24 protein-coding genes and 2 rRNA genes are annotated in these 24813 nt (G+C 29.9%); 11 read left to right on the plus strand and 15 right to left on the minus strand.

The features are described from left to right. The first annotated feature begins 6 nt into the window (after window positions 1–6). The gene (hisS, locus tag DDW03_RS01515; RefSeq protein ID WP_228615303.1) at window positions 7–1296 is read left to right on the plus strand and encodes a histidine--tRNA ligase; all 1290 of its coding nucleotides are present in this window, start codon (window positions 7–9) and stop codon (window positions 1294–1296) included. A gap of 173 nt (window positions 1297–1469) precedes the next feature. Here hisS and DDW03_RS01520 read toward each other — a convergent pair whose 3' ends face one another. Then, window positions 1470–2528 carry a glycosyltransferase gene (locus DDW03_RS01520; protein WP_228615304.1) on the minus strand — a complete coding sequence of 353 codons (1059 nt, stop codon included), beginning with the start codon at window positions 2526–2528 and terminating at the stop codon, window positions 1470–1472. Window positions 2529–2584: 56 nt separating this feature from the next. Here DDW03_RS01520 and rpl37e point away from each other — a divergent pair, with 56 nt between their 5' ends. The 4 genes from rpl37e to DDW03_RS01540 are packed head-to-tail and all read left to right on the plus strand — an operon-like array spanning window position 2585 to window position 4532. Further along, window positions 2585–2749: a hypothetical protein gene (gene rpl37e / locus DDW03_RS01525; RefSeq protein WP_228615305.1), complete on the plus strand. Its 165-nt coding sequence runs from the start codon at window positions 2585–2587 to the stop codon at window positions 2747–2749. Next, entirely contained in the window at window positions 2743–3501 is a 759-nt protein-coding gene (locus tag DDW03_RS01530) for a 30S ribosomal protein S5 (RefSeq protein WP_228615306.1), read from the plus strand. Before rpl37e ends, DDW03_RS01530 begins: the two co-directional genes overlap by 7 nt. A 1-nt stretch (window position 3502) precedes the next feature. Further along, on the plus strand, window positions 3503–3973 hold the full coding sequence (locus DDW03_RS01535) for a 50S ribosomal protein L30 (RefSeq protein WP_228615325.1): 471 nt from the start codon (window positions 3503–3505) through the stop codon (window positions 3971–3973). Between the two features lies 1 nt (window position 3974). Continuing rightward, the gene (locus DDW03_RS01540; RefSeq protein WP_228615307.1) at window positions 3975–4532 is read left to right on the plus strand and encodes a 50S ribosomal protein L16; all 558 of its coding nucleotides are present in this window, start codon (window positions 3975–3977) and stop codon (window positions 4530–4532) included. Here the strand turns inward: DDW03_RS01540 and DDW03_RS01545 are convergent. Beyond that, window positions 4510–5568, minus strand: a complete 1059-nt coding sequence (locus DDW03_RS01545) for a vWA domain-containing protein (protein WP_228615308.1) — start codon at window positions 5566–5568, stop codon at window positions 4510–4512. The genes DDW03_RS01540 and DDW03_RS01545 overlap by 23 nt on opposite strands. Before the next feature lie 13 nt (window positions 5569–5581). Then, window positions 5582–6622 (minus strand): AAA family ATPase, encoded by a 1041-nt coding sequence (locus DDW03_RS01550; RefSeq protein WP_228615309.1) that lies wholly within the window; start codon window positions 6620–6622, stop codon window positions 5582–5584. Between the two features lie 38 nt (window positions 6623–6660). Here DDW03_RS01550 and DDW03_RS01555 point away from each other — a divergent pair, with 38 nt between their 5' ends. Then, on the plus strand, window positions 6661–7350 hold the full coding sequence (locus DDW03_RS01555; RefSeq protein ID WP_228615310.1) for an HAD family hydrolase: 690 nt from the start codon (window positions 6661–6663) through the stop codon (window positions 7348–7350). Here DDW03_RS01555 and DDW03_RS02800 read toward each other — a convergent pair. The 6 genes from DDW03_RS02800 to DDW03_RS01580 all read right to left on the minus strand — a co-directional run bounded on the left by DDW03_RS02800 (window position 7294) and on the right by DDW03_RS01580 (window position 11088). Then, the gene (locus DDW03_RS02800) at window positions 7294–7530 is read right to left on the minus strand and encodes a TIGR00304 family membrane protein (protein WP_420887680.1); all 237 of its coding nucleotides are present in this window, start codon (window positions 7528–7530) and stop codon (window positions 7294–7296) included. The two genes, DDW03_RS01555 and DDW03_RS02800, sit on opposite strands and share 57 nt — an antisense overlap. Continuing rightward, window positions 7523–7795 (minus strand): diphthamide synthesis protein, encoded by a 273-nt coding sequence (locus DDW03_RS01560; protein ID WP_228615311.1) that lies wholly within the window; start codon window positions 7793–7795, stop codon window positions 7523–7525. Before DDW03_RS01560 ends, DDW03_RS02800 begins: the two co-directional genes overlap by 8 nt. Further along, window positions 7786–8541 (minus strand): MinD/ParA family ATP-binding protein, encoded by a 756-nt coding sequence (locus tag DDW03_RS01565; RefSeq protein ID WP_228615312.1) that lies wholly within the window; start codon window positions 8539–8541, stop codon window positions 7786–7788. The genes DDW03_RS01560 and DDW03_RS01565 overlap by 10 nt, the downstream gene beginning before the upstream one ends. Next, entirely contained in the window at window positions 8541–8993 is a 453-nt protein-coding gene (locus DDW03_RS01570; protein WP_228615313.1) for a hypothetical protein, read from the minus strand. Before DDW03_RS01570 ends, DDW03_RS01565 begins: the two co-directional genes overlap by 1 nt. Continuing rightward, on the minus strand, window positions 8981–9139 hold the full coding sequence (locus DDW03_RS01575) for a hypothetical protein (protein ID WP_228615314.1): 159 nt from the start codon (window positions 9137–9139) through the stop codon (window positions 8981–8983). Before DDW03_RS01575 ends, DDW03_RS01570 begins: the two co-directional genes overlap by 13 nt. Before the next feature lie 263 nt (window positions 9140–9402). Then, a complete protein-coding gene (locus DDW03_RS01580) occupies window positions 9403–11088 on the minus strand; it encodes an aminoacyl--tRNA ligase-related protein (protein ID WP_228615315.1) in 1686 nt (561 codons plus the stop codon). A gap of 121 nt (window positions 11089–11209) precedes the next feature. Between DDW03_RS01580 and DDW03_RS01585 the strand changes: the two genes are divergently transcribed. After that, a 23S ribosomal RNA gene (locus tag DDW03_RS01585) occupies window positions 11210–14145 on the plus strand. Window positions 14146–14164: 19 nt separating this feature from the next. On the opposite strand, the gene DDW03_RS01590 is transcribed toward DDW03_RS01585, so the two are convergent. After that, the gene (locus DDW03_RS01590; RefSeq protein WP_228615316.1) at window positions 14165–15658 is read right to left on the minus strand and encodes a type II/IV secretion system ATPase subunit; all 1494 of its coding nucleotides are present in this window, start codon (window positions 15656–15658) and stop codon (window positions 14165–14167) included. A 42-nt stretch (window positions 15659–15700) separates the two neighbouring features. Here DDW03_RS01590 and DDW03_RS01595 point away from each other — a divergent pair, with 42 nt between their 5' ends. Together DDW03_RS01595 and DDW03_RS01600 are read left to right on the plus strand one after the other, a co-directional pair. Next, window positions 15701–17080 carry a type II secretion system F family protein gene (locus DDW03_RS01595; protein ID WP_228615317.1) on the plus strand — a complete coding sequence of 460 codons (1380 nt, stop codon included), beginning with the start codon at window positions 15701–15703 and terminating at the stop codon, window positions 17078–17080. Beyond that, window positions 17077–17901 carry a type II secretion system F family protein gene (locus DDW03_RS01600; protein WP_228615318.1) on the plus strand — a complete coding sequence of 275 codons (825 nt, stop codon included), beginning with the start codon at window positions 17077–17079 and terminating at the stop codon, window positions 17899–17901. Before DDW03_RS01595 ends, DDW03_RS01600 begins: the two co-directional genes overlap by 4 nt. A 2-nt stretch (window positions 17902–17903) precedes the next feature. On the opposite strand, the gene rpsS is transcribed toward DDW03_RS01600, so the two are convergent. The 5 genes from rpsS to DDW03_RS01625 form a co-directional block, all read right to left on the minus strand. Next, window positions 17904–18314, minus strand: a complete 411-nt coding sequence (rpsS, locus tag DDW03_RS01605) for a 30S ribosomal protein S19 (RefSeq protein ID WP_228615319.1) — start codon at window positions 18312–18314, stop codon at window positions 17904–17906. Between the two features lie 23 nt (window positions 18315–18337). Then, window positions 18338–18835, minus strand: coding sequence for a hypothetical protein (locus DDW03_RS01610; RefSeq protein ID WP_228615320.1), 498 nt, complete (start codon window positions 18833–18835; stop codon window positions 18338–18340). Further along, a complete protein-coding gene (gene tgtA / locus DDW03_RS01615; RefSeq protein WP_228615321.1) occupies window positions 18832–20040 on the minus strand; it encodes a tRNA guanosine(15) transglycosylase TgtA in 1209 nt (402 codons plus the stop codon). Before tgtA ends, DDW03_RS01610 begins: the two co-directional genes overlap by 4 nt. A 44-nt stretch (window positions 20041–20084) precedes the next feature. After that, window positions 20085–21578: ribosomal RNA gene (locus DDW03_RS01620) — 16S ribosomal RNA — on the minus strand. A 317-nt stretch (window positions 21579–21895) separates the two neighbouring features. Then, window positions 21896–22876 (minus strand): hypothetical protein, encoded by a 981-nt coding sequence (locus DDW03_RS01625; protein WP_228615322.1) that lies wholly within the window; start codon window positions 22874–22876, stop codon window positions 21896–21898. A 36-nt stretch (window positions 22877–22912) separates the two neighbouring features. On the opposite strand from DDW03_RS01625, the gene DDW03_RS01630 reads away from it, so the two are divergent. Then, window positions 22913–23428 (plus strand): HIT family protein, encoded by a 516-nt coding sequence (locus DDW03_RS01630; protein WP_228615323.1) that lies wholly within the window; start codon window positions 22913–22915, stop codon window positions 23426–23428. 23 nt (window positions 23429–23451) lie between these two features. After that, window positions 23452–24813 (plus strand): nucleotidyltransferase domain-containing protein (locus tag DDW03_RS01635; protein WP_228615324.1); only part of this gene is annotated, 1362 nt, incomplete at its 3' end.

Consider the following 24813-nt stretch of genomic DNA (forward strand, 5'->3'; position numbering starts at 1 on the left):
AATATAATGTATAATTTACCATCAGGATTAAGAGATTTTCCCACCGAAATAAAAATATTAAGAAATAAAATATTTAGTAAAATAGAAGAAATATTTAAAAGATTTGGATTTGATCCAATAGAAACTCCAACAATAGAATATTGGGATACATTAAAAGGGAAATATGGAGAAGAGGCAGAAAATAAATTAATATGGAGATTTAAATTACCATATTCTGATAAAGAATATGCATTAAGATATGATCAAACAGTACCTTTAGCAAGATTTTTTTCAAATCATAGACCAGCTTTGCCATTTAAGAGATATGTAATAGATAAATCTTATAGATATGAAAATCCACAAAGGGGAAGGTATAGGGAATTTTATCAGGCAGATTTTGATATAATAGGGTCAAAAAATCCAGAATCTGATGCAGAGATATTAAATATTGTAAATTTTATATTTAAGGAATTCAATTTTTCTAATTATAAGATTATAATAAATGATAGAGAATTCTTAAGATTTATTTTTGAAAAAAATTTAAATATAAATGAAGAAAAAATAAAGAAAGTATATACAATAATAGATAAGTTAGATAAAATTGGAATAGAAAATGTAAAGAGAGAATTAAATAATGTTGTTGGAGAATTATCTGATAAAATTGTTGAAATAATATCATTAAAGAACCAGGAAGTAATTGATTATTTATCAAAATATGAGGAAATATCAAAAGAAATAAATTACTTTAATAACATTTTAGATCTATTAAATGATAAAAGTAAAATAGAAATAAATTTATCTTTAGTAAGAGGTTTAGATTATTATACAGGTATGATATATGAAGCTATTGTTGAAAAACCAAAAATTGGATCTTTGTCTGGAGGGGGAAGATATGATAATTTATTAAAATTATTTACAAATGAAGAAATACCTGCTGTTGGAGGAAGTATTGGGGTAGAAAGATTAATTGATGCGGGAATAGAATTGGGAATATTTAAGATTGATAAAAAAACATATACAGAAATATGTGTAATATATTTTGAAGATACATTTAAGGATGCATGGAATATATGTAATAAATTGAGAGAAATTGGATTAAACTGTTATATTGATTTAATGAGAAGAGATTTTAATAAGCAAATAAAATATGCAGTAGATAAAGATATAAGGTTCTTATTAATTGTTGGAAAGAAAGAATTATCGGAGAATAGTGTTTTACTACAAGATAGGTATACAAAGGAAAGAATCAAAATTTCGATCAATAATTTGGAAGATATCTACAGAATAGTAAAAAATAGGATTGAAAATAGTTATTGATAGGTTATTAATATTATAAATATTTTTTATTAGGATAAAGAAAATCTTAAAAATTCTATTTATAAAATTTATTAAAAATAAAATTTATAAATTTCAAAAGCGTATATATAAAGCTCATTTTATGCAAAAATAAAAATGGTGGTTATATATTACTACTTTGAAATTTATAAATTTTACTTTCCATATACAATACCTTTTGTAAATACCCAATTAATTATAGCAGCAATAAATATAGCAATAAGTTGTGATATCAAGTAATTTATTCCAAATATATAATAAAATAATAAGGCAGATAAATATTGAACAGGTTTTGATAATAAACCTCTTCCTCCAAAAAATAATAAAAATCTTTCTAAAAGTTTTCTCTTTTTAATTTTAAATACAAATAAATCATTTAAAATGAAATTCCATATAATTGAAATTAAAATTGCTAGGAAAGAGGAAATATAAAAAGGAAAATAAAATATTAATAAATATAAAGATAATAAGTTAATAACAATTCCGGATAATCCTACCAAATAAAATTTTATAAATTGAAAAATATCAAATAATAAAAAAACCTGTTTTAAATATGAAAAAATTATCCTTTTACCCAATTTAGATTTTCCATGTTTTCTCTCTTTAAAAGTATAAGGAATCTCTATTAATTTATTATAATTTACTTTTACTAATATATCTAATAGAACCTTATAACTAAATGGATCAGAAACTTTAAAGTTATTTAATAGATCTCTTTTTATTAAAAAATATCCACTTAATGGATCCTTTACTTTTAATGTTTCTGGTAAAAAAATATATGCAATAAAAATTGCTGTTTTTGATATAAATTCCCTTATAATATTCCAATTATCTATTTTTCCTCCCTTAATATATCTTGATGCAATAACCAGATCATAACCTTCTAAAGCCTTTTCATACATTTTTTTCAATAATTCTGGAGGATGTTGAAGATCAGCATCCATTAATACAATATATTTTCCATTGGAATGTTTTACCCCATCTATAAAGGCAGAAGATAAACCTTTTCTATATCCTCTTTCAACAATTTTTATATTTTTATATTTTTCTTTTAGTTTTTCTATTTCTTCAATCGTCCCATCATTTGATCCATCATCTACAAAAATTATTTCATATTTTATATCATTTAAACTTTCTCTTATTCTTTTTACTAATTCATTAATATTTTCTTTTTCATTTAATGTTGGTATTATTATAGATATATCTATGTTCATTGATTATTTTAAGTCCTTTATTTACTTTAAAAATATTTTCTTTATATTATCATTAAATGACAAGATTGGGTGGTACAAATAAAGTAAATCATGTTATATGTAGAAGATGTGGTAGAAAAACATATAATCCTGATAAGGGATATTGTTCACACTGTGGATTTGGAAGAAGTAGCAAAATAAGGGCCTATGCATGGTCATATAAATTTAAAAGAAAATGGTAGAAGAACAAAAAGAAGTTGAAGAAGTAAAAAAAGAACAGGAGGCTTTAGAAAAAATAGGATCACAAAAGTTTAATTTAGAATCTTGGAATCCAAAAACTAATCTTGGTAAATTGGTAAAAGAGGGAAAAATAAATTCAATTGAGCAAGTATTTAAAAATGGTTATAAAATATTAGAACCAGAAATTGTAGACGCATTAATACCAGATTTAAAATATGAATATATTAGATTATCATTATCTAAAGGTAAATATAGGAGGCCAAAGTTTGTAAAGATGGTTCAAAGAAAAACTGCTGAAGGTAATAAAACATCATGGGTTTCTGTTGCTGTTGTTGGAAATGAAAATGGATATGTTGGGGTTGGAATTGGAAAATCTTCAGATATTGCTTTATGTATGGAGAAGGCATTAAGAAATGCAAAATTAAATATTATACCAATTGCTAGGGGTTGTGGATCATGGGAATGTGCATTTAAGACTCCACATTCTTTACCATTTAAAGTTGAAGGATCTTATGGTTCTGTAAGAGTTGTATTATTACCAGCTCCAAGAGGAGTTGGATTGGTAGCACCTGAAGAAATGAAAAAGATATTTAGATTAGCAGGTATAAAAGATCTATGGATGAAATCTTTTGGACAGACTAGGAGGAGATATAACTTTGCAATGGCAATTTATAATGCATTAAGAAAAACAGTAGAATATAGAATTAAGGAAGAATATGCCAAATATTCTGGATTGAAGATTGGATTTGTATAAAATGGGATTATTAGCTATTGTAAGAATAAAAGGAACTGTTAAGGCAAATAAAGAAATAAAAGATACATTATATTTGTTAAGATTAAGAAGAAATAATTATGCAGTAATAATGAAAGATACAAAAGATATAAGAGGAATGATAAAAAAAGTTGAGCCATGGGTTGCATGGGGAGAAATAGATAAAGAAACATTAAAGGAATTATTATTAAAGAGAGGAAGATTGGAAGGAAATAAAAGATTAACAGAAGATTATATTAAACAAACGTTAAATATGAATATTGATACATTTGTTGAAAAATTATTAAATAATGAAATAGATTTAGATTCAATACCAAAAATAAAAAAGGTATTTAGACTAAAACCTCCATCAGGGGGTTATCCAAGAGGAGGTATAAAGGTTCCATATAATCAAGGTGGAGCATATGGGTACTATGGAAAAGATATAAATATATTATTAAAGAAAATGATATAAAATGGCGAAGAGACCCTGGAGAATATTCAAAGAAATTGAAAGACCTTATACAAGATTTTCATATAGTAAATCGTATAATAAAATCCCAGGTGCTCCAGTATCAAAGCTAAGGATGCAAATTATGGGGATAACAAATATACCAAAAGATCAATGGAAATATGTCGGACATCTAATTGCATTACATAATGTTCAGGTATCGGATTATTCTTTAGAATCTGTAAGAACAAATATATTGAAATACTTAGAAAGTGAAGTAAAAGAATTCCTATTTATTGTAAGAAAATATCCACATCATGTTGTAAGAGAACATGCATTGGTATATGGCGCAGGTGCGGATAGAATTTCACAAGGAATGAGACATGCATTTGGAAGACCTTATACAAGAGCTGCACAGGTATATTATAAAAACATTATTTTATCAATATATTATAATAAACCAGAATTTACAAATAGAATAAGCTTTTATTTAGATGTAGCAAGAAAAAAATTAGCAGGAAAATATAAGAAATATATAGGAGAAAACAAACCAGAAGAAGTTATTTTATCATCTGTTGTCTAGATATTTCATATTCTAATAATAATAGTTTTTTCAAATCTTTTATATCTTTAGAGATGAATAATCTCCCCCTTCCATATTTTACTATTTCTTTCGCAATTTTTTCTCCTTCATTATTTAATTGTATCCCAATTATAGATATATAATAGTATTGACTTAATTCCTTAGCTAATCTTAAAGTTCTTTCTACTGGATTTTTTCCTTTTGTTGGCAAAGCATCTGTTATTAATATTACATGTCCATTTTCACCTTTATTTAATAAATAATTAAATGCCAGAGCAATATCTGTACTTCCATTTGGTATAATCCTTAATATATCTATTATATCTTTTAATCCTCTAACATTATTATATTCTTTAACAATTTTATCATTAAATAATATTATATCTAATAGGTTATTATCTTCCAATATCTTTGATGTTAATAATATTAAAGCCTTTTTTGCTTCAAATATTTTTTCTCCAATCATACTTCCAGATACATCTAATAGAATTATATATTTACCACCTTTGTTTTCTCTATTAACATTAATAATAAATCTTACAAAATCTTTATTTTTTATATAATTTCTTATTGTTTCTTTTATATCAATTTTATTATATTTATCCCCAATACTAAAATATTTTTTATAAAATTCTTCATCATTTCCAATATAATATGATGAGTATTTTCCATATTCAAATATTCCTTCAATTTCCTTTTCTATATTTCCTATTAAATATTTAGAATATTCCATTAAAGATTTTTCAGTTAATTCTCCATTTTCATCTATATATCCTTCACTAGTCAATATTTCCTTTATTTTGTTTAAAGATTTCCTAAATTCTTTATTAAACCTATAATCTTTATCCTCTCTTATTCTTTTTTCATCATATTCAGTTAATTTTGATAATATATCTGAATATTCTTCTCTATTTTCCATAATTTTATCTATATCAAATATTGGATATCCTTCTTTTATCATTTTTTCAATTAATTCATTTATATTTTTCTTAATATCTTTTGAACTATATTTAAAAGATTCTCCAGGTCTATTCAATAAATTTTCTGAATCAACTCCGAAAGTCTTTTCCTATTATAAAAGAATTCCATTGATTTTTTATATATTCTTCTTCATTTATTTCCATTTTATATGATGGTTTTAATCTTATCCTATGTGGTAATATTGATAGTAAGGATTCAAATATATGTTGAATCTCAACACTTTCTTTCTTATCTATTATCGCCAAAGCTTGTGCTTTTTCATAAATACCAATTGTAGATCTAACAGATGGTTTTCTTTCCAATTTATCATCTTTTCTTAATTTTTGTATAAATTCAATTGTCAATTCCAATAATTTTTCAGGAAAATTAACATCCAAACTTTTTCCATATTTTAATATAATCTTCTTCTCTTCTTCAATATCTTTTGGATAATCTAAATTTATTATATCAAATCTATCTAATAATACATCAGATATTTTTTCAGTTCCATAATAACTTTCAGGATTCATTGTAGCAATAAATATTATATCTAATGGTATTTGAAATTCATATGTTCCAATTGTTATTTTCTTTTCTTCTAATAATTCTAATAAACTATTTTGAACCTTTGGAGGTGCTCTATTTATTTCATCAAAAAATAATACACCATGATGTGCTCTAAATATTTTTCCAGGTATAAAAGATTCTAAAGAATGTATCCCATATTTTAATGCTTTTGAAGGATAAATATCTCCAATTAAATCTTCTACTGATAGATCATAAGAACCTTGTATTCTAATAAATCTATCTTCTCCCCTTATTTTTATAAAAGGACCTTCCTTCCATTTTTTTCTATATTCTTCAGAGACAAAAGGGAATTCTTCATATGCCCATAAAGGAATCCCTTCTGGAAAATCAATTTCAGGCAATAATTTTGCTATATTTTTTGCTAAAGTTGTTTTTCCAGTACCTGGAGGTCCTATTATTAATATATTTCTCCCAGAAATTAATGAAGATAAGATTTGTCTCTTTGCATTTTCTTGTCCAATTATAGAATCAAATGGATCTTTTCCTTCTTTAATATAATTATTAATTAGTATATCCTTTATCTGTTCTCTTATTTTGATCATATTTATTATTTTATATTTTTCTTTAAAATATTATAATTATGGTCATATTTTACAATTTAAAAGGGGTAGCAATAGATTTGGATGGTACACTTATAAATAGCTTGAAAGTTTATGATGAGGTTCATAAAAAAATATTGGAAAAATATAACATAAAGTTAGATGGATCATTGGACAATTTTGGAATGTCTCCAGAGGAAATAATATATGATATAGTGAATAAATATAATTTAAATATACCAATTGAGGATTTAAAGAGAGAATTTGAAAATATAATAATAAATGAATATATGGAAAAGATAAAATTTAATCCGGGAGCAAAACAAATATTAAATTATTTTAAGGATAAAAAATATAAAATGGCAATTTTTACTTCAAATACTAGAAGATTGACAATAGAGATATTAAAATATTTACATATATATAATTTATTTGATATTATAATAACTTCTGATGATGTAAAACAGACAAAACCAGATCCAGAAGGCTATATTAAAATATTAAAAGGATTTTCTGTATTACCAAATGAAATATTGGCAATAGAAGATTCTATATATGGTGTTATTGCTGCAAAAAGGGCCGGAATAAATGTAATAGGGGTTACTAGTGGTGTAAATAAAAAGAGAGAATTAATTTCTGCCGGTGCTACAATGGTATTTAAAAATTTAAAGGAATTATATAATTACCTTATAGAAGAAGATAATAAGAATAATCAAAATAATAATCAATAAAATAATTAATAATATAATTGATAGTTGGTAAGAATTTGATATTAATATTGGTATTGGACCTATTAATATTAATCCGGCGAATTTTGTATTAGAAGAATTTGATAATGAGTATATAAATAATAAAATAATTGAAATAAATAGAAAAATAATTGATAGAATCAAAAATATGTTGCTATTCATTTAACTTTAATTTATAAAATTTCGAATGGCCAAAATGAATTATTAAATCAAATCCATATTTATCTAAATATATTGGTATATCACATCCACCAAAATCTGATCCAAACCAAATATATATTTCAATATCTTTATATTTTTCCTTTATTTTATCATATATTTCCTTTGAATATGGTTTTAATCCATCCGGAAATTGTAATAATATTTTTTTATATTTCTTTTTATCTAATGTTTCGAATATTTTATCTAATTCGAAATCTATCTCCATTTAAATATTTTTAATATATTATCTATAAAGCTATTCCTAACCTTTAATTCCTTTCCAGTCATTTTTTCTGCAATTTTTATTATATCTCTAGAAGCTATAGAATTTATATTATAATCTATTAAAGGTACACCTTTATTCATTGAAATTTGTACATTTTCATCATAATGAATTATCCCTATTATTTTCTTTTTAAAAAATTTTTCAGCATTTACATAATCTATATCCTTCTTTATCTTATTTAAAACAATCCCTAAGGTTTTTATATCTAAGTTATCTAATACTTTCGTAACCCTATAAGAATCAAACATTGCAGATTTTTCATAGTTTGTTATAATTATAACCTCTTCAGAAGCTTTTAATGCTTCCAAAGCTTCCTTACCAATTCCAGCAGCAGAATCTATAATAATATAATCAAAATCATCATATATTTTCATTATTCCATTATGTAATTTTTCAGTAGAAATGTATATTAAATCTTTTATATCTAAACTTCCAGGAATTATATAAAAATTTTCTTCATATTCCTTTATACAGTCATTTATGTCAATTTCCCCCCTTAAAAATTTATGTATATTGTTATTTTCATTACCCAATCCGAGATTTATTGATACATTTGGTGTAGTTAGATTAAAGTCAATTAATAATGTTTTAAAATTTAATAATGAGAGAGCTCTTGATAAATTTATAGAAAAGAAAGTTTTTCCTACTCCACCTTTCCCAGAAGATATTGTATATACTTTTGCCATTATATATATTTACTAATAATTGTAGAAAATTTTTTAACGGATTCTGCAATATCTTTTAGTATCTTTATATTTATTTCAAATTCTTCTCCACTTAATGTCCTAAATTTTATAACCATACTTTTTCTATATTCATTTATTATCCTTGCATCAGAATTTAAAGCAAGCTTTAATAGTTTATAATACTTTAAAGATTCTTCAAGTTCCTTATCCTTTGTAATTTCAATTATTTTTTTATACCTTTTAATTGGACTATCTGGAATTTCATCAATCATTTTATTTTCATATAATTTCTTAAAAAATAATTCAATTGCATAGTCATAATATTCAATAACTGCTTTTATAAAGCTTCTAACAGTTTCCAATCCCTTATTATTTTTCAATGAAACATTAAATATATGTAAAACCTCTTTATATCTTCTGTTATATTCTAAATTTTCTTCTAAATTAGGCATGATATATAGATATTTGCAATATATACTAAAGCCGCGAAAACAATTATAAATATTATTATTTTATTTCTATTTAATCTTATTTTTGATTTCTCTTTTCCAAACTTATATAATCCAAGATATGTAAATATTGGTAATTGGTCGGGCATAATTTATATAATTAGAAGAAATATATAAAAAAGTGGCCGTAGGAAGGTCTGCTTACCGATAAGCCACCGAGGAATCGGAGGGGGAAACCCCTGGCTACATAATAAGAAATCACGGACATATATCCGATGAAGATGAAGAGTTAATACCCGGAGGTAACTCTGGGTAAACTCGGAGAGGATATATGCACCTTGAGAAGTATGTCCTGGCGGTACAAGGCCTGTCCGCTTAGAAAAATATATACTAAAAGCAGCTTACGGCCACACTAATAACTTTTTCCTATATATACATAATATTTTGCATCTTCATTACAAAATATACATTTTTTATTTTTTGCATCTTCAGGTATAATATCAGTTCCCCTTACATCTAATGAATATCTTTCTTTAATATTCTTTGCGCATTCTTCTCTCATACAGAATGGAACCTTAAATGCTAAATTTTTATTTAAATTATTTTCTAGATCTTTTAAATTATCTACTTTTAATATTTTATTTTCAAAATATTTTCTTGACCTTTCTTTTAGATCTTTATCATATTCAATAATTAACCTCTCTAATTCATTTAATAAATTTTCCAATTTTACTTCGTAATCTTTTGCTTTACTATTATATTGCCTTACAGATATTGTAACTGTATTTTTTTCTAATTCTCTTTTACCAATAGATATTCTAAATGGTACTCCTAATAATTCATATTGGTTAAATTTCCATCCAGGACTTTTTGTATCATCTTTATCAATTCTTACTCTATACTTTTCCTTTAATAAATTATATACATTCTCACAATATTCTAATATCTTGTTTTTTTCATCTTCAGAATAATATATTGGTATAATTATTATTTGAACTTTAGATATTTCAAAAGGTAATATTAAACCTTTATTATCCCCATGTATTGAAATTACTGCACTTAATGTTCTCATAGATATTCCAAAAGATGTTTGCCATGCAAATTTTTTATTAATTAATTTATTTTCATTAAATTTATTTTTAATTATATTATTTATTTTGTTTATTAAATCTTTATTATCTTCAGATATTTCTCCATTAAATTCTATATTTTCTTCATATGATTTAATTAATTCTCTATTATTATTATATAATCTTATTTTTATTTTATTTTCAACAATTTCTATTTCATATCTATAATTATCTTCATTAAATGCCTCAAATTTATTTTTATCTATTTTTATAAATGGATGATCATCTTCAAAAATAATATTAAATGCTTTAGAAAAATTCCTTCCTAATAAATGTGTAGTTCCAATTTGTAAAAATCTTCCATCTGGTAATATAGTATCTGCAGCAAATGTATAATCTGCTCCGGCAAATTTATCCCAATCAGGTCTCCTTACCCATATATGTGGTAATGATAAATGGTCCCAAAAAACTTTAGAATAAATTTCAATAGATTTTTTTATCATCCTTTCAGCATCATCTAAATCTTTATGTACGGTATGAGCCTCATTCCATAAAATCTCTCTTCCCCTGATTAATGGTTTTGTTGCTTTTGTTTCATATCTATATACTGTATTTGTCATATAAGTTAACAAAGGTAAGTCTCTATAAGATCTTATCCATAAAGAAAACATATAATACATTTCAGTTTCAGATGTTGGTCTTAATATATATCTTATATCTTTTTCTTCTTCTATTGGTTTTGATGGAGTAACATAAAATACTTCAGATTCGAATCCTTTTATATGTTCACTTTCCCTTTTAAATATTTCATATGGAATTAATATTGGAAACCAATATGGTTCAAACCCATTTTTTTCTAATTCACCTTCTAAAATGTTCAATATTTTTCTAATTGCGAAATATCCATTTGGGTAATAAATAGGCATTCCTTTTATAGGATATCTATCATCAATAATCTCGGAAACTCTTACTATATTGTTATACCATTCAGAGAAATTGGAATTCTTATCTAAATTACTTTCTCTCATAGTAGAAGAAATCTAGTGATACATTTTTAAACATTATATTATTTAATATTATGTATATGACCTTCTCTACCTAAGGTAGAGAAGCGAGCCTGATGATAAAGATGAGGGGGATGAGAGGGAATATATAGTCTCAAGAACCCGCCCGGTGGATGCCTGGGCTCGGAAGCCGAAGAAGGGCGCGGTAAGCTGCGAAAAGCTGGAGGGAGGTGCATGCAACCGTTGATCTCCAGATCCCCGAATGGGATATCCTGCCGAAAGGCATCCCGTAAGGGAGGGGAACGCGGGGAAGGGAAACATCTTAGTACCCGCAGGAATAAAAAACAATTTGTGATTTCCTGAGTAGGGGCGACCGAAAGGGAAGGAGCCTAAACCGAATCCTCTAAAGTAATTTAGAGGAGATGTGGGGTAAAGGAACGGGAGCTTCCCGTTATTATATTCTCAGAACTCCGGTGGAAGTCCGGGGCCGTAGAGGGTGACAGCCCCGTATGGGGATATAATAACGGGATTTCCCGTTTCCGGAGTACCGGCGGTTGGATTTCCGTCGGGAATTTGGGGGAAACTAGCCCCCAAGGCTAAATACTCTCCGAGTCCGATAGCGTATTAGTAGGGCGACCGAAAGGTGAAAAGAACCCTTGGTAGGGGGTGAAAAGAGCCTGAAACCGGGCGGGGATTGTCTGGTAGGGCTAGTTAAGCACCTTATCTGGGAAAATCTGGTGACAGATGAGTACCAGATAGGGTGCTAGCTAGTTCTACCGTGAGTTTTGAAGAACTTGCGGGGGAGTATACCCGAGTGGCGAGGTTAAGGTTTATACCGAAGCCATAGGGAAACCGAAAGCCCGCAACCTGGTTTCCAGGTGAGGGGCGCCGTCCCATAAGGGCGGTTTAGTCACTCGGGTATGACCGGAAACCGGGCGATCTACCCCGGGGCAGGGCGAAGCGGGGTTTCCCGTGGAGGCCCGAAGAGGTGGGGCGTATCTCTCTCATGACCTCGGGGTAGAGGTGAAAAGCCACTCGGGCCCGGTCATAGCCGGTCCCCGCCGAAACTGACCCCAGCCAGGTCTCGGGTTAGGATCCCTATGGTGTAGAGAGACGGATTCTGTACGGGTTTCCGTACGGAGTCCAACTCCGAAGCCATAGGGTCCGTAACCCGGGAAACGGGGATTGCGGGAAAGCCGCAATTCCGAGACGGGAACAACCGAGACCGAGGTTAAGGCCCCAAAGTGCTGGCTGAACGATTTTGAAGGAGTCTGTCCCCTAAGACATCGGGGATGTGGGCCTAATAGTGGCTATCATCTAAGGAGTGTGTAACAACTCACCCGACGAGGGGATAGGCTCCGAAAACGGACGGGTCTAAGCCAGCCGCCGAGACCTCGGTCCGCTGGTACTGCCAGCGTGAGGTAGGCGGGCGTCCCGATGGCCTAGAAGGGTTCCTGAAAGGGAGCCTGGAGCCGTCGGGAATGAAGATCCCCGCGGTAGTAAGAATCAGACGGGTGAGAATCCCGTTGGCCGAAGGGGGAAAGGTTTCCCAGGCAATGAAGATCAGCCTGGGGTTAGTCGATCCTAATCCAGGCTCCGAGTGGAGTCTGGAGAAAGGGAAAGGGGTTAATATTCCCCTACCGCTCCGATAGATGCGGTAACGCAACATCCTTTCCCGACCCGGAAGGCTAGGCATACACGGGGGTGGGGTAAAACTCACTTACCGTGCTAAGGGGGATAGGACCGGGGAGTGCCGTCATGGCGAGAACCGGTCTAAACCCTGATGGGCCCGAAAGGGTTATGCCGAGGCCTTCCGGCAATGAAAAGGGAAAGGATGCGATTCGGAGCGATCGTACCGAAATCCAGCATAGGTCCCCTGGGTGAGCAGCCTAAGGCCGTGGGGGTCAAGCCGGTCCAGGGAACTTGGCAAATTGGTCCCGTAACTTCGGGAGAAGGGATGCCTGCGGTGCAGACCGCAGGTCGCAGTGACAAGGGCGGGCGGACTGTTTACCAAAAACATAGCTCCCAGCAAGCCCGAAAGGGTTTGTACTGGGGGTGACGTCTGCTCAGCACCGGTATCTGAATCCCCCGTTCAAGGGGGGTAAGGACCGGTAAACGGCGGGGGTAACTCTGACCCTCTTAAGGTAGCGTAATGCCTTGCCAGTTAAATGCTGGCTCTGCGAACGACGTAACTAGCCCGCCACTGTCCCGGGCCGGCGCCCCCTGAAAAGCTATCCTGGTGAGAAGGCCAGGGACTTCCGATGGGTAAAAAAGACCCCGTGAAGCTTAACCGCAGCCTGTTGTTGCTCTGAAGAACCTGGTGTGTAGGGTAGCGGGGAGCAATGAATTCCTGCCGCTAGGTAGGAAGGATGCGACGATGAAACACCCGCCTCCAGGTTCTTCAGGGCTAACCCGAAAGGGGACAGCGGCAGGTGGGCGGTTTGGCTGGGGCGGCACCTTGCCGAAAAGATATCGGCAGGGTCCATAAGGTCAGCTCAGGCGGGTCAGGAATCCGCCGTAGAGGACAAGGCCAAAAGCTGGCCTGACTGTGCCCTGACCATCAAGGGGCACAGGGGGGAAACCCGGGCCTAGCGAACCCCGTACTCTCACTAGTGGGGGTACGGGCTGGCGGAAAAGCTACTCCGGGGGTAACAGCGCCGTCGCGGGCGAGAGCCCCCATTGACCCCGCGGTTTGCGACATCGATGTCGTCTCTCCCCATCCTGGTGGTGCAGAAGCCGCCAAGGGTGGGGGTGTCCACCCATTAAAGGGGATCGTGAGATGGGTTCAGAACGCCGCGAGGCAGTTCGGTTATAACTGTCGGAAGTGCTGGCTGCCTGAGGGGAAGGTCCGCCTAGTACGAAAGGAACGGCGGGCCGGGGCCTCTGGTCTACGGGCTGTCCGAGAAGGGCATGCCCGGTAGCTACGCCCTAGGGGATAAGCCCTGAAAGCATCTAAGGGCGAAGCCCTCCTCAAAAATAGGCAGCCGTTAAGGGGTCGGATAAAAGATCCGACTCAGAGCGGCGGTGTAAGCTCCGAAAAGGAGTTCAGCCGACCGCTTGAAGTTCCCGTGAGACTATATATTCCCTCGACCCCAAAATTTTATTCAATATTATAATATCTCAAAATATTTTCTTTATTATAATAATACATTTGTATAATTTTACTGAATGTTTGAAAATCTGAAATATTTAATTCAGATAATCTCTCTAATAATTTTACTCTTCTAATGTATTCTTCATATAATTCTTTGTATCTTATTCCATAATCATTTTCAATTAATCTAAACAAATATTTTTTTGGATTTTCCAAATATTCTCTTTTAAAAGGATTCCATTTATATGCAATATTAAACCTATTATATTTTATAATTTCATTAATTTCTTTAATTCTCCTCAAATTTGTTCCAAGAAAGTTATCATGTTGCATTATTACTACAACATTTAATAATTCAATTAATGATGGGGATAAATTTATTGGTGGTGTTGTTAACCTACTTATTAATGCTTTTGTACTTTCAGCATGCATTGTTGATAAAGAAGAATGACCAGAGGCCATTCCCTGGAACATTACATATGCTTCTTCTCCCCTTACTTCTCCAACAATTACATAATCTGGTCTTTGTCTAAAAGACATTCTTAATAATTCAAACATATCAATTTCTCTATTTTTATCGGAAGAATATTTTACTACAGAAGGAATCCAGTTTGGATGATATAACTTTATTTCTCTTGTATCTTCAATTGAAACAATTCTAGCGCTTGGTGGTATAAACATAGATATTGCATTTAGCATTGTTGTTTTTCCAGAAGCTGTACCTCCAATTATAATTATATTTTTTCTAAATTCTACTGCCAACCACAAATATGCAAATATTTCGGGAGTTGCACTTCCCAATCTTATTAATTCTATTGGAGTCCATGGAATTTCCCTAAACTTTCTTATTGTAAATGTTGGACCATGTGTAGTAATTTCTTGAGAGTATGTTGCATTTATTCTTGATCCATCTGGTAATGTTGCATCCAAAATTGGTTCTGCATATGATATATGTTTTCCAGCCCTTAAAGCAAATTTTTCAATTAAATCTCTAATTTCTTTATCATTTAAAATTATATTTGTCTTTAAATTTCCAAAATATCTATGAACAATAAATATTGGATAACCTGGACCAGAACATTCAATATCTTCAATCAATGGATCTCTTAATAAAGAATCTACCTTATTATATCCATAAAGATCTCTAAAAATATAATAAAATATTTTTTCATAAGAAGATTGTCCCAATTGTATTCCTAAATCATTTAATACAAAATCATATAATCTTTGTAAATAATTTATAGCATCATTTAAATTTCCAATTTCAGATAATTTAATATATAATAATTTTTCAATATAAAAAATTATATTTTTATATATTTTTTCTTCATTTTCAGTTAATTTTGGCTCTATTATTTCATAAACAAGATCATATGTACTTCTATCAAAATATATATGTGCATAAGAAAAGGGTTCTACTATTGGGTAGGTTATATTTGTTTCAAACTTATTTTTAGGTACATTTATTTTTATATCATTAATAAATTTAATGTTTATCATGATAAAAGATTAATATACTCCAGAATATATAAACTATTCATAATGATTAATAAAAATGTTCTAATAAACCTGGAGAGGGATATAGAAGAAATAGAAAGATATATTAATAAATTAAAAAATATTTTAAAGGAAATAAAGAGGAAGGAAGAAATGAAGAAATATTTTCATAAATTATATTTGGATGGATATTTTGATGAAAAAGAATATAAAAGAAGGTTAACAATAATTGAAAAGAAAATAAAATATTTAGAAAAATCTAAATACTTAATACTATACGATTTAATTAATTTAATAAATAATAGTCAAAAAATAATAGAATTTTTAAAGAATATAGAAGGAAAAAGTGAAGAAGAAAATAAAAATATACAATATTATGAAATGAAAATAAATGATACAGTAAATTATATTAGTAAAATCTATCCAGAAATATTTAAGAAAGAGGAAATAAAGATTGGTAAGAAATTTATTGAAGCATCAAACATATTATTTAGAAAGAAGGAAGAAAAAAAGAAGAAAATAAAAGTTAAATTAAAATTAACTGAGGAACGTAAGATAAATTATTATCAAGAGATTAAAAATATATTAATAAGATTTTCATATAAAATATTTGGAGGAATATCTAGAAGAATTTTAAATAGTAGCCCAAAATTATATTTCTATTTAAAATACTCATTAAAAGAAGCATATTATAATATAGAACCTGATGAATTATTATCTATTATATTTTTATTTTCATCAATTATTATTCTTATCTCAATATTTATCTCATTATACCTTCTAAATATTTTCTATTTAATTTATGGTTTAATAGCATTTTTATCTGTATTAGGAGTACTTGTTCTATATTTCAATTATAAAAAACAGAGTATAGTGGAAGATATAAATAGAAATTTACCATTTGCCATAATACATATGGCATCATTAGCAGATGCTGGGATAGAAATAAAATATATAATAAAAATAATAGGTGAAACTGAGGAATATGGATATTTATCAAAAGAATTTAAAAAAATATATGATAGAATAAATTTGGGAGAGGGATTAGTAGAATCTCTAAGATCTGTTGCTGATGATACATTATCAAAAGATCTAAAAGATTTTTTAGAAGAATTAATATTAACAATTACATCTGGAAGAAAGATATCTGAATTTTTAATATTATACTCTCAGCAAGAAATGATTAGATATAATTCATTTTTAAAGAAAGTTAATCAGGTAATGAAAACATTTTCGGATCTATATGTTGGAATGGTATTAACAATTCCAATGATAATAATATCAGTCGGAGTAATGTTATTATCAATATTACAACAAACATATAATATAAATATTCAGGGAATATTGGAAATAATTACATATGTAGGGTTACCCGCAATTAATATAGGCTTTATAATATTATTTGATAAATTAACAAAAGAATGAAGGAAGAAATAATTGATATAATAATTATTATAGTTCTTATATTTTTATTTTATTTTATATTTAATTTTGGTATTTTAAATTCAATTGTAACTGGGATAATAGTCGGCATATTTCCATATTTAATATATCAAACAATTGTTAATAATATAGAAAAAGAAAAGGAGGAACAATTTATTAGATTTTCAATTGATTTGATTGGATTATTGAAATCAGGATTATCATTACCAATTGCATTAAAACAATTGGAAAAAAATGATTATGGAAGAATTAATGAACTAGTAAAAAATCTATCTTCAAGAATTGATTGGGGTGTTAGTATTGAAGATTCATTTACACAATTTGCAGAGGAAAGTAATAGTAGGATGATTAAGAGAACTATACAATCTTTAATAGATATATATAAAGAAGGAGGAAATCTTGAACAAGGATTGGAAGCAATTGTAAATAGTATAATGGAGATTAGAAAAATAAAAGAAGATAAAAAGGCAGCAATACATGAAAATATAATCCATTCTTATATTGTATTTGCATTTTTCTTAGGTATAGTATTTACATTCCAAATATTTTTATTACCATTCTTACAAATTTCATTACCTGGACAGGTTTCTAATGTTAACTTTAATTTTATTAATAATTTAATGTATTATATGTCAATAATTCAGGCAGTTTTTGCCGGATTATCAATGGGAAAGATGTATGACGATTCTTATAAAGCTGGTGCAAAATATGTTGCAATATTTCTATTTATGGTTATAATATTATTTAATATTATAATTCCAATTGTTCCAAAAGGTATGTTTTTAATAAATATAAATATATAAAATTATTTCTTTGCCTTCATAAACTTAGAAGATTTAGAAGCCCCAATACCCGGTGCTGAATGTTGAACTTTCTTTGTTGTATGAACAAATTCTCCCAATCTTCTCCCAATCATTTCTGGTTTTATTTCAAATTCTACGAATTCTTTTCCATTATATACTCCAACCTTTGCACCAACAATTGAAGGTAGTATAATAATCTCTCTTGCATGTGTTTTTATTGTCTTCTTATATTTTCCCTGTAATTGTAAATAACATTTTCTATAGAAATTTTCCCATTCTGGTGGAAATCCAATTTTTAATCTCCTTAATAATGTTCTTCTTGTCCTACTATCTGCAACTTTTTGAGCAAATTCTTCAATACTCATACTTTTTAATTGATCCAATGTATATCCCCTAATCATGAATTCTGGCATTATTTATATTTAATGTATAATTTTTATAAATAATATTTTGAGAGATAATCTAAAATATTTTTTATGCCAAAAACATATTTTTCCTTCATAGAAACTATTTCATATATAAAATTTAACATATCTTTATAATCTGTAAATATATAAGGTTCTTTATTTAAATATTTTGATATATAATATTCTGAAATATTATATGCAATATTATAAAAATAATTATTCTTCTTTTGGATTAAATATTTATATTTTTCCTCTTTTTTATAATTATATAATAAAAAAGATAAGAATACACCTTCTATTGGTAATATTAATATTGAGTTTTCCTTTATTTCAATTTCTTCAACTTTTTTATATATATTTAAATTAATTTTAAATCCCATATTGAATTTTTTATCTATTTTATTTATTATATCCAAAACAAAATCTTTTGTATTCGATTCTATTGCAATTATATCTATATTAGAATTTTTTTTGAATTTTTTTGAAATTCTAATTTCTCTTTTTGTTAATCTTTCATATATATTCATTTTACATTTTTAAATGAATTAAATGGATATACATAATCGAATATATCTTCAATATCTTTTTTATCAACCCTTTCATTTATCCTTTCTAATGCTCTTTTAACATCTATCCTAATTTCATTCAATTCCCCTCCATAAAATATTCCAGATCTTTTTCTTATTGGTTCTAATGATTTTAAATAATTATAGTATTTATTTAAAATTAATCTTGTTGCTTTATATAATGAATAATGTGTATGTGCTTTAATTAATATTAAATCTGTTAAATATTCATTTTTTATAGCATCTTTTGCAATTTCAATTTCTTTAATTAAATTGTATAAATTATGTTCTGCCAATATTTTTATTAATTCTTCATTACTATAATCTTTTATTTCTTCTATATGATATATATTATTTTTTGTTTCAATGTAAAAGTCCTTTATTTCATCATATCTAAATGTACCATATGGTGTTAATATTCTCTTATCTTTAGCAAATAATACATATGAGGCAGAATCAAATATATCAAAACCTAAATATATTGATAGCGGAATTATTAATGTATGACCCATTCCAAATAAATGTATAGGTTTATTAAATGGTAATAAAATTTTTGGTTCAATTGCCAATTCTAATAATTTATAAAAATTGTATTTTATCATATATGGAACAATTGTACCAATTGCAAATATATCTACATCTAAATCTTTTACATATTCAGCGGCTTTTTTTCTTAGATCAATGTAAATTCCACCCTGTATTGCTCCATTAATTAATCTATCTCCCTTTAATTTTATCCCTTCTTTTATTCTTTCAATTGTAATATTTAATTCTTTTTCAGCTTCTTCTTTTGATTTATCAATATCCGTTGGTATATCTAAAACATTTAATATATCTGAATTTATCCTTATTTGATATTCAATAATTTCTCTATTATTTATTTCTAAATCTTTTTTATAATGCAACATTTGATATGATCCAGAATCAGTTTCAATAATTCCATCAAAATTTAGGAATTTATGTATATCTCCATCAAATTTTTTTCTATATAATATATATGCATTTGTAATTATTGCATTAATTCTATATTTTTTTATTGTTTCTATTGGTAAAATATTTTTATATGGATTTATAACTGGTAAAAGTAAAGGTGTTTCCAATTTTTTATTTTTATATCTAATAATTCCTATTCTTCCAGCTCCATCTCTATACTTTATTTCGAACATTATTTTATAATATAAGAAAATTTTATTTGGGGATTGCAGCGGAATTAACTAGATCCAGCCGCAGGTTCCCCTACGGCTACCTTGTGACGACTTAGCCCCCCTCGCCGTTTCCCGGTTCGACCCGCTTTAACGGGCCTCACCAGGAAACGACTCGGTTGGCTTGACGGGCGGTGAGTGCAAGGGGCAGGGACGTATTCACCGGGGGAATAGTGACCCCCGATTACTAGGGATTCCACCGTCATGAGGGCGAGTTACAGCCCTCAATCTGGACTGAGAGCGGGTTTTTGGGATTTCCTTCCCCTTTCGGGGTCGGCTCCCATTGTCCCGCCCATTGTTGCGCGCGTGTAGCCCGGGAGATTAGGGGCATGCGGACTTGCCGTCGCCCGCGCCTTCCTCCGGGTTTCCCCGGCAGTCCCCGTAGTGTACCGGAGAGGAAACCCTCTCCGTCGTAACTACGGGTGCGGGTCGCGCTCGTTTCCTGACTTAACAGGATACCTCACGGCACGAGCTGACGGCAGCCATGCACCTCCTCTCAGCGTGTCCGGTAAGGTCTTCAGCCTGACCATCATCCTGCTGTCGCTCCCGGTAAGGTTTCCGGTGTTGGGTCCCATTAAACCGCACACCCCACCCCTTGTGTGCCCCCCCGCCTATTCCTTTAAGTTTCAGCCTTGCGGCCGTACTCCCCAGGCGGTGGGCTTAACGGCTTCCCTACCCCACTGAGTGGACTCTAGGTCCACCCAGCAGGTAGCCCACAGCGTTGACAGCTGGGACTACAGGGGTCTCTAATCCCTTTTGATCCCCCAGCTTTCGGCCATCACCGTCGGGATCGGAATAGCCAAGCGCCTTCGCCTCGGGTGGTCTTCCCGGGATTGCTGCATTTCGCTACTCCCCCGGGAATACCCTTGGCTTCTTCCGTCCCCTAGGCTAGTAGTAACCCCTGCACGCCCACGGAATTATTGCCGTGGATTTCACAGGGGTCACACTAGCCCGGCTACGGCCCCTTTAGGCCCAATAACCGAGGCCATCGCTCGCAGCGGGGGTATTCCCGTGGCGACTGCCACCCCTCTGGCCCACTGCTTATTCTGGGAGCTTTTTACACTCCCAAAAAGCCTGGGGAAAATCCCCAGGCACTCTCCCTCCCCCCGTCAGGCTTTCACCCATTGCGGAGGTTTCGCCCCTGGTGCATCCCGTAGGACCTCGGCCCTTGTCTCAGTGCCGATCTGGGGGCTCCCGCTCTCACGGCCCCTACCCGTCTTAGGCTTGGCGGGCCATTACCCCGCCAACTACCTGATAGGCCGCCGACCTCCTCTCGGGCGGAACTGGGAGGGATTATCCCAGTCCTTTTCGGAAATGGGGGAGTTCCACACCCCATTTCCTATGGGGAATTACCCTCAGTTTCCCGAGGATATTCCCCTCCCGAGATAGAGTTATCGACGTGTTACTCAGCCGTGCGGTGGGATACCTTACCCGGTATCCCCAACCTCCCATGGGTTAGTCGGAGGGAGATAGCGATGGCCCCCCGCAGGATCAACGGGAATTCGGCGGATTTCCGCCGCGGGCCTAGCCCGAAAAGTACGGCCGCAGATTCCGCTGCAATTATCCCCTTTCAGATATACTCTACATATGTGCCATGTACATCATATGGTATATGATGTACATGGCTATATTAAGACAATATTACTATAATATTTTAAAAATCTTAATATTTATAAAGCTCTCATTCTAGCTAATTTTCTTAGTCTTTTTTCTTCTCTAATTCTTCTTCTCTGCCATTTCCATCTAGATCTTAAGTATTTCTTCCATCTCCTTGAACTTCTCCTCATTCAAAATAATAAATGATAATAATATTTTTAAATTATGATAGATTGGCTATCCCATCTATAAATCCAATTATAATACCTAAAGAAATTAATAAAACTCCAACCCATTTTGGTATTCTTTTTTTATATGAAGATATATACAAAATTATAACAGAAATTAATAAAACTAAAAATGATGAAATAATTGGTATAACATCTTGATTAGAGAATTTTATTGGAGATATCATTCCAAGAATTCCGGTAAATATTGTGAAAGCAGATATTTCTTCCCCCGATATTGATGCCATACTAATATTAAGATCCTTATCTTTAAACCAGGAAAAATGACCATATAATATATCTGGTAATGTAAATAAAATTAATGATATTGCATAGCCAATTAATGGTATAGAAAGATTTAATCCTTGTAAAGTATTTGAAATATTATTTAATATATTTCCACCAATATATATTATTGATATTGCTAGAGCAATTTCTAAAGAAAAAACCATTGCCTTAAAATATTCATAAAATGAACTTTTTGGTATATATGCAATCTTTTCGCTTTTTTTCCTATATTTATAAAATAAAAATATGGAAATTATAATAAATATAAGGTATAAAATAGATCCAGAAAAGAAATTTATTTGTTTAAATATTAATACAATAACTTGTGCTATTATTGAAATCATAATTAATGAAAGTACATTGCTATCAAGTATTCCTTTTTCAAAATTAAATGCCAATATAAATGTACCTAAAGTAATTGTATAATCTAATACTACATTATATAATTGAAAATAATATCCCAATTTTGGGTCTCCATTTAATGCTACTGCTAAACCTGGTAAAAAAGATTGTAAAGCAGAGGCAATTCCTGCTGTATATATTAATAAATAATGTTCTGGCCATGAAGAATAATATTTTGAATATTTTCCAATATATTTTAATATAAGGTTTTCAGATAAATATATTAGAAAAGCATATATAAGTAATGGTATAAGTGTTGATACAATAATTATTAAGTAATTTGTCATAAAAGATTAATAACTATCAAGATTTAATAATTTTCTATGGATGATTGTGTATATTGTAAAATTGCAAATAAAATGATACCATCTTATATTTTATATGAAGATAATGATATAATATGTGTATTAGATATTTTACCTCCTTCAAAGGGATCTTTTTTAGTATTTCCAAAATTACATATAGAAGATTATACAAGTTTAAATGATGAAATAAATCAAAAAATGTTTACAATTTCAAAATATATATCAATAATATTAAAAAATAAATTGAAATTTGATGGATTAAATATTTTATTATCTTCTGGAGAAACTGGACAAAAATATAAGCATACTGTTATTCAAGTTATACCTAGATTTAAAGATGATAATATTAAAATATATTTTAATAGATTTAAGGAAGATCCTTCTTTTTTAGAAGAATTAAAGAAATATATAACTACAGAATTAATAAAAATGAGTCAACAATATTTAAATTCTGAAAAAAATGAAGAAAGGGAAGAAATAAAAAAAGATATAGATTATAAATTATTAAATCAGTGGTTTGAAAAAAGAATATAAATAAATAATTTAAAGATTATTTTATGGCAGATCTTAAGGATGATATATTGAATAGTGAATATAAAGATAGGGTACTTGGAATAATGGAATTTAAGGAAAAGAATGAGAATATAATGAATTTATTGAAAGAATTAATTTATTATAGCTCAATAATGGTAAGAGATGATTTATTTGAAAAATATAAAAGAGAGATAGAAGTTTATAAGCATTGGATAATAATTTTATCAGATTTTGATTTAAGTTCAGAAGAAAAAATAAAATTGAAGGCATCTTTTTTAGAAAAATATTTACAAAAAATAAAAAATGAAAAATTAGATATATGGTTACATGTTTTATTGATTGAAGATATAAGGAATATTGCTATGGATTCAAGATTTGAGTTATTAGATTTATTAGCAATTGGAAATGTAATATATGATAAGGGAATATTTGAAATATTTAGATTAACAAGTGTTCATAAAAAATTAATAATTGATATATTGCAGAAATATGTTGTTGCATATGTTTTAGCAGGTTCTCAAGTAAAGGGAAGAAGTGTTGAATCTTCCGATGTAGATATATATGTTGTAATTGATGATACAGATGTTAAACAACATACATTTGAAGAATTAAAAATAAAATTAATGGATTTAATATTAAATAAAGCTATGGAGGCTAAAATATTAGTTAACTCTAAGAAAGACTTACATCCACAAGTTTATACTTTAACAGAATTTTGGCTAGCAATGTCAGAATCAAATCCAGTAATAATTACATTCTTAAGGGATGGAATACCATTATATGATAGAGGAATGTTTATTGCATGGAAACAATTATTATTAAAAGGAATTATAAAACCATCACAAGAGGCTGCTAATAAATATATGACTGCTGCAGAAAATGCATTAAAAGAAGCTAGAAATAAATTGAAAAATATAATAAATAATTTAATAATTGAAGATTTGGCAGTTGCAATGGTTACTTCTGCTCAAGCAGTAATAATGGATTCTGGTTTATTGCCTGGAGATCCAAAAGAAACTCCAGAGATGTTAAAACAATTGTTTGTAGATAAAGGAATATTGAGTATGGAATATGTAAATATGTTATCTGAAGTATGGAAAATGAGAAAAGATTTTGAGCATGGTAAAGTAAATGAATATAAATATGAAGATTTAATGAATGTATTTGAAAAGGCTGAGAAATTTATATCTGAAATGAAAAATCTAAAACAAATTATTGATAAAGAGAATGAAAAGAAGATAATAGATAATTATATATTGATTTATGAGGAATTGAAAACAAAGTTCCAGGATTTATTTAATGTTGAATATAAAAATTATGTAAAAGAAAAAATGCCAATAGAATATAATGGATTGGAAAATTTGGAAAATGATATTAAGAATTAT

The organism is Candidatus Nanobsidianus stetteri (genome assembly GCF_003086415.1).
GTDB lineage: Archaea > Nanobdellota > Nanobdellia > Nanobdellales > Nanobdellaceae > Nanobdella > Nanobdella stetteri_A.

What these genes read in the sequence shown, in the direction of transcription:
- rpl37e (WP_228615305.1), top strand. Translation starts at nt 2,585, where the DNA reads ATGACAAGATTGGGTGGTACAAATAAAGTAAATCATGTTATATGTAGA.
- DDW03_RS01580 (WP_228615315.1), bottom strand. Translation starts at nt 11,088, where the DNA reads ATGAGAGAAAGTAATTTAGATAAGAATTCCAATTTCTCTGAATGGTAT.
- DDW03_RS01520 (WP_228615304.1), bottom strand. Translation starts at nt 2,528, where the DNA reads ATGAACATAGATATATCTATAATAATACCAACATTAAATGAAAAAGAA.
- DDW03_RS02800 (WP_420887680.1), bottom strand. Translation starts at nt 7,530, where the DNA reads ATGAATAGCAACATATTTTTGATTCTATCAATTATTTTTCTATTTATT.
- DDW03_RS01530 (WP_228615306.1), top strand. Translation starts at nt 2,743, where the DNA reads ATGGTAGAAGAACAAAAAGAAGTTGAAGAAGTAAAAAAAGAACAGGAG.
- DDW03_RS01630 (WP_228615323.1), top strand. Translation starts at nt 22,913, where the DNA reads ATGGATGATTGTGTATATTGTAAAATTGCAAATAAAATGATACCATCT.
- DDW03_RS01560 (WP_228615311.1), bottom strand. Translation starts at nt 7,795, where the DNA reads ATGGAGATAGATTTCGAATTAGATAAAATATTCGAAACATTAGATAAA.
- rpsS (WP_228615319.1), bottom strand. Translation starts at nt 18,314, where the DNA reads ATGCCAGAATTCATGATTAGGGGATATACATTGGATCAATTAAAAAGT.
- DDW03_RS01610 (WP_228615320.1), bottom strand. Translation starts at nt 18,835, where the DNA reads ATGAATATATATGAAAGATTAACAAAAAGAGAAATTAGAATTTCAAAA.
- DDW03_RS01535 (WP_228615325.1), top strand. Translation starts at nt 3,503, where the DNA reads ATGGGATTATTAGCTATTGTAAGAATAAAAGGAACTGTTAAGGCAAAT.
- hisS (WP_228615303.1), top strand. Translation starts at nt 7, where the DNA reads ATGTATAATTTACCATCAGGATTAAGAGATTTTCCCACCGAAATAAAA.
- DDW03_RS01590 (WP_228615316.1), bottom strand. Translation starts at nt 15,658, where the DNA reads ATGATAAACATTAAATTTATTAATGATATAAAAATAAATGTACCTAAA.
- DDW03_RS01625 (WP_228615322.1), bottom strand. Translation starts at nt 22,876, where the DNA reads ATGACAAATTACTTAATAATTATTGTATCAACACTTATACCATTACTT.
- DDW03_RS01575 (WP_228615314.1), bottom strand. Translation starts at nt 9,139, where the DNA reads ATGCCCGACCAATTACCAATATTTACATATCTTGGATTATATAAGTTT.
- tgtA (WP_228615321.1), bottom strand. Translation starts at nt 20,040, where the DNA reads ATGTTCGAAATAAAGTATAGAGATGGAGCTGGAAGAATAGGAATTATT.
- DDW03_RS01595 (WP_228615317.1), top strand. Translation starts at nt 15,701, where the DNA reads ATGATTAATAAAAATGTTCTAATAAACCTGGAGAGGGATATAGAAGAA.
- DDW03_RS01555 (WP_228615310.1), top strand. Translation starts at nt 6,661, where the DNA reads ATGGTCATATTTTACAATTTAAAAGGGGTAGCAATAGATTTGGATGGT.
- DDW03_RS01550 (WP_228615309.1), bottom strand. Translation starts at nt 6,622, where the DNA reads ATGATCAAAATAAGAGAACAGATAAAGGATATACTAATTAATAATTAT.
- DDW03_RS01600 (WP_228615318.1), top strand. Translation starts at nt 17,077, where the DNA reads ATGAAGGAAGAAATAATTGATATAATAATTATTATAGTTCTTATATTT.
- DDW03_RS01565 (WP_228615312.1), bottom strand. Translation starts at nt 8,541, where the DNA reads ATGGCAAAAGTATATACAATATCTTCTGGGAAAGGTGGAGTAGGAAAA.
- DDW03_RS01540 (WP_228615307.1), top strand. Translation starts at nt 3,975, where the DNA reads ATGGCGAAGAGACCCTGGAGAATATTCAAAGAAATTGAAAGACCTTAT.
- DDW03_RS01570 (WP_228615313.1), bottom strand. Translation starts at nt 8,993, where the DNA reads ATGCCTAATTTAGAAGAAAATTTAGAATATAACAGAAGATATAAAGAG.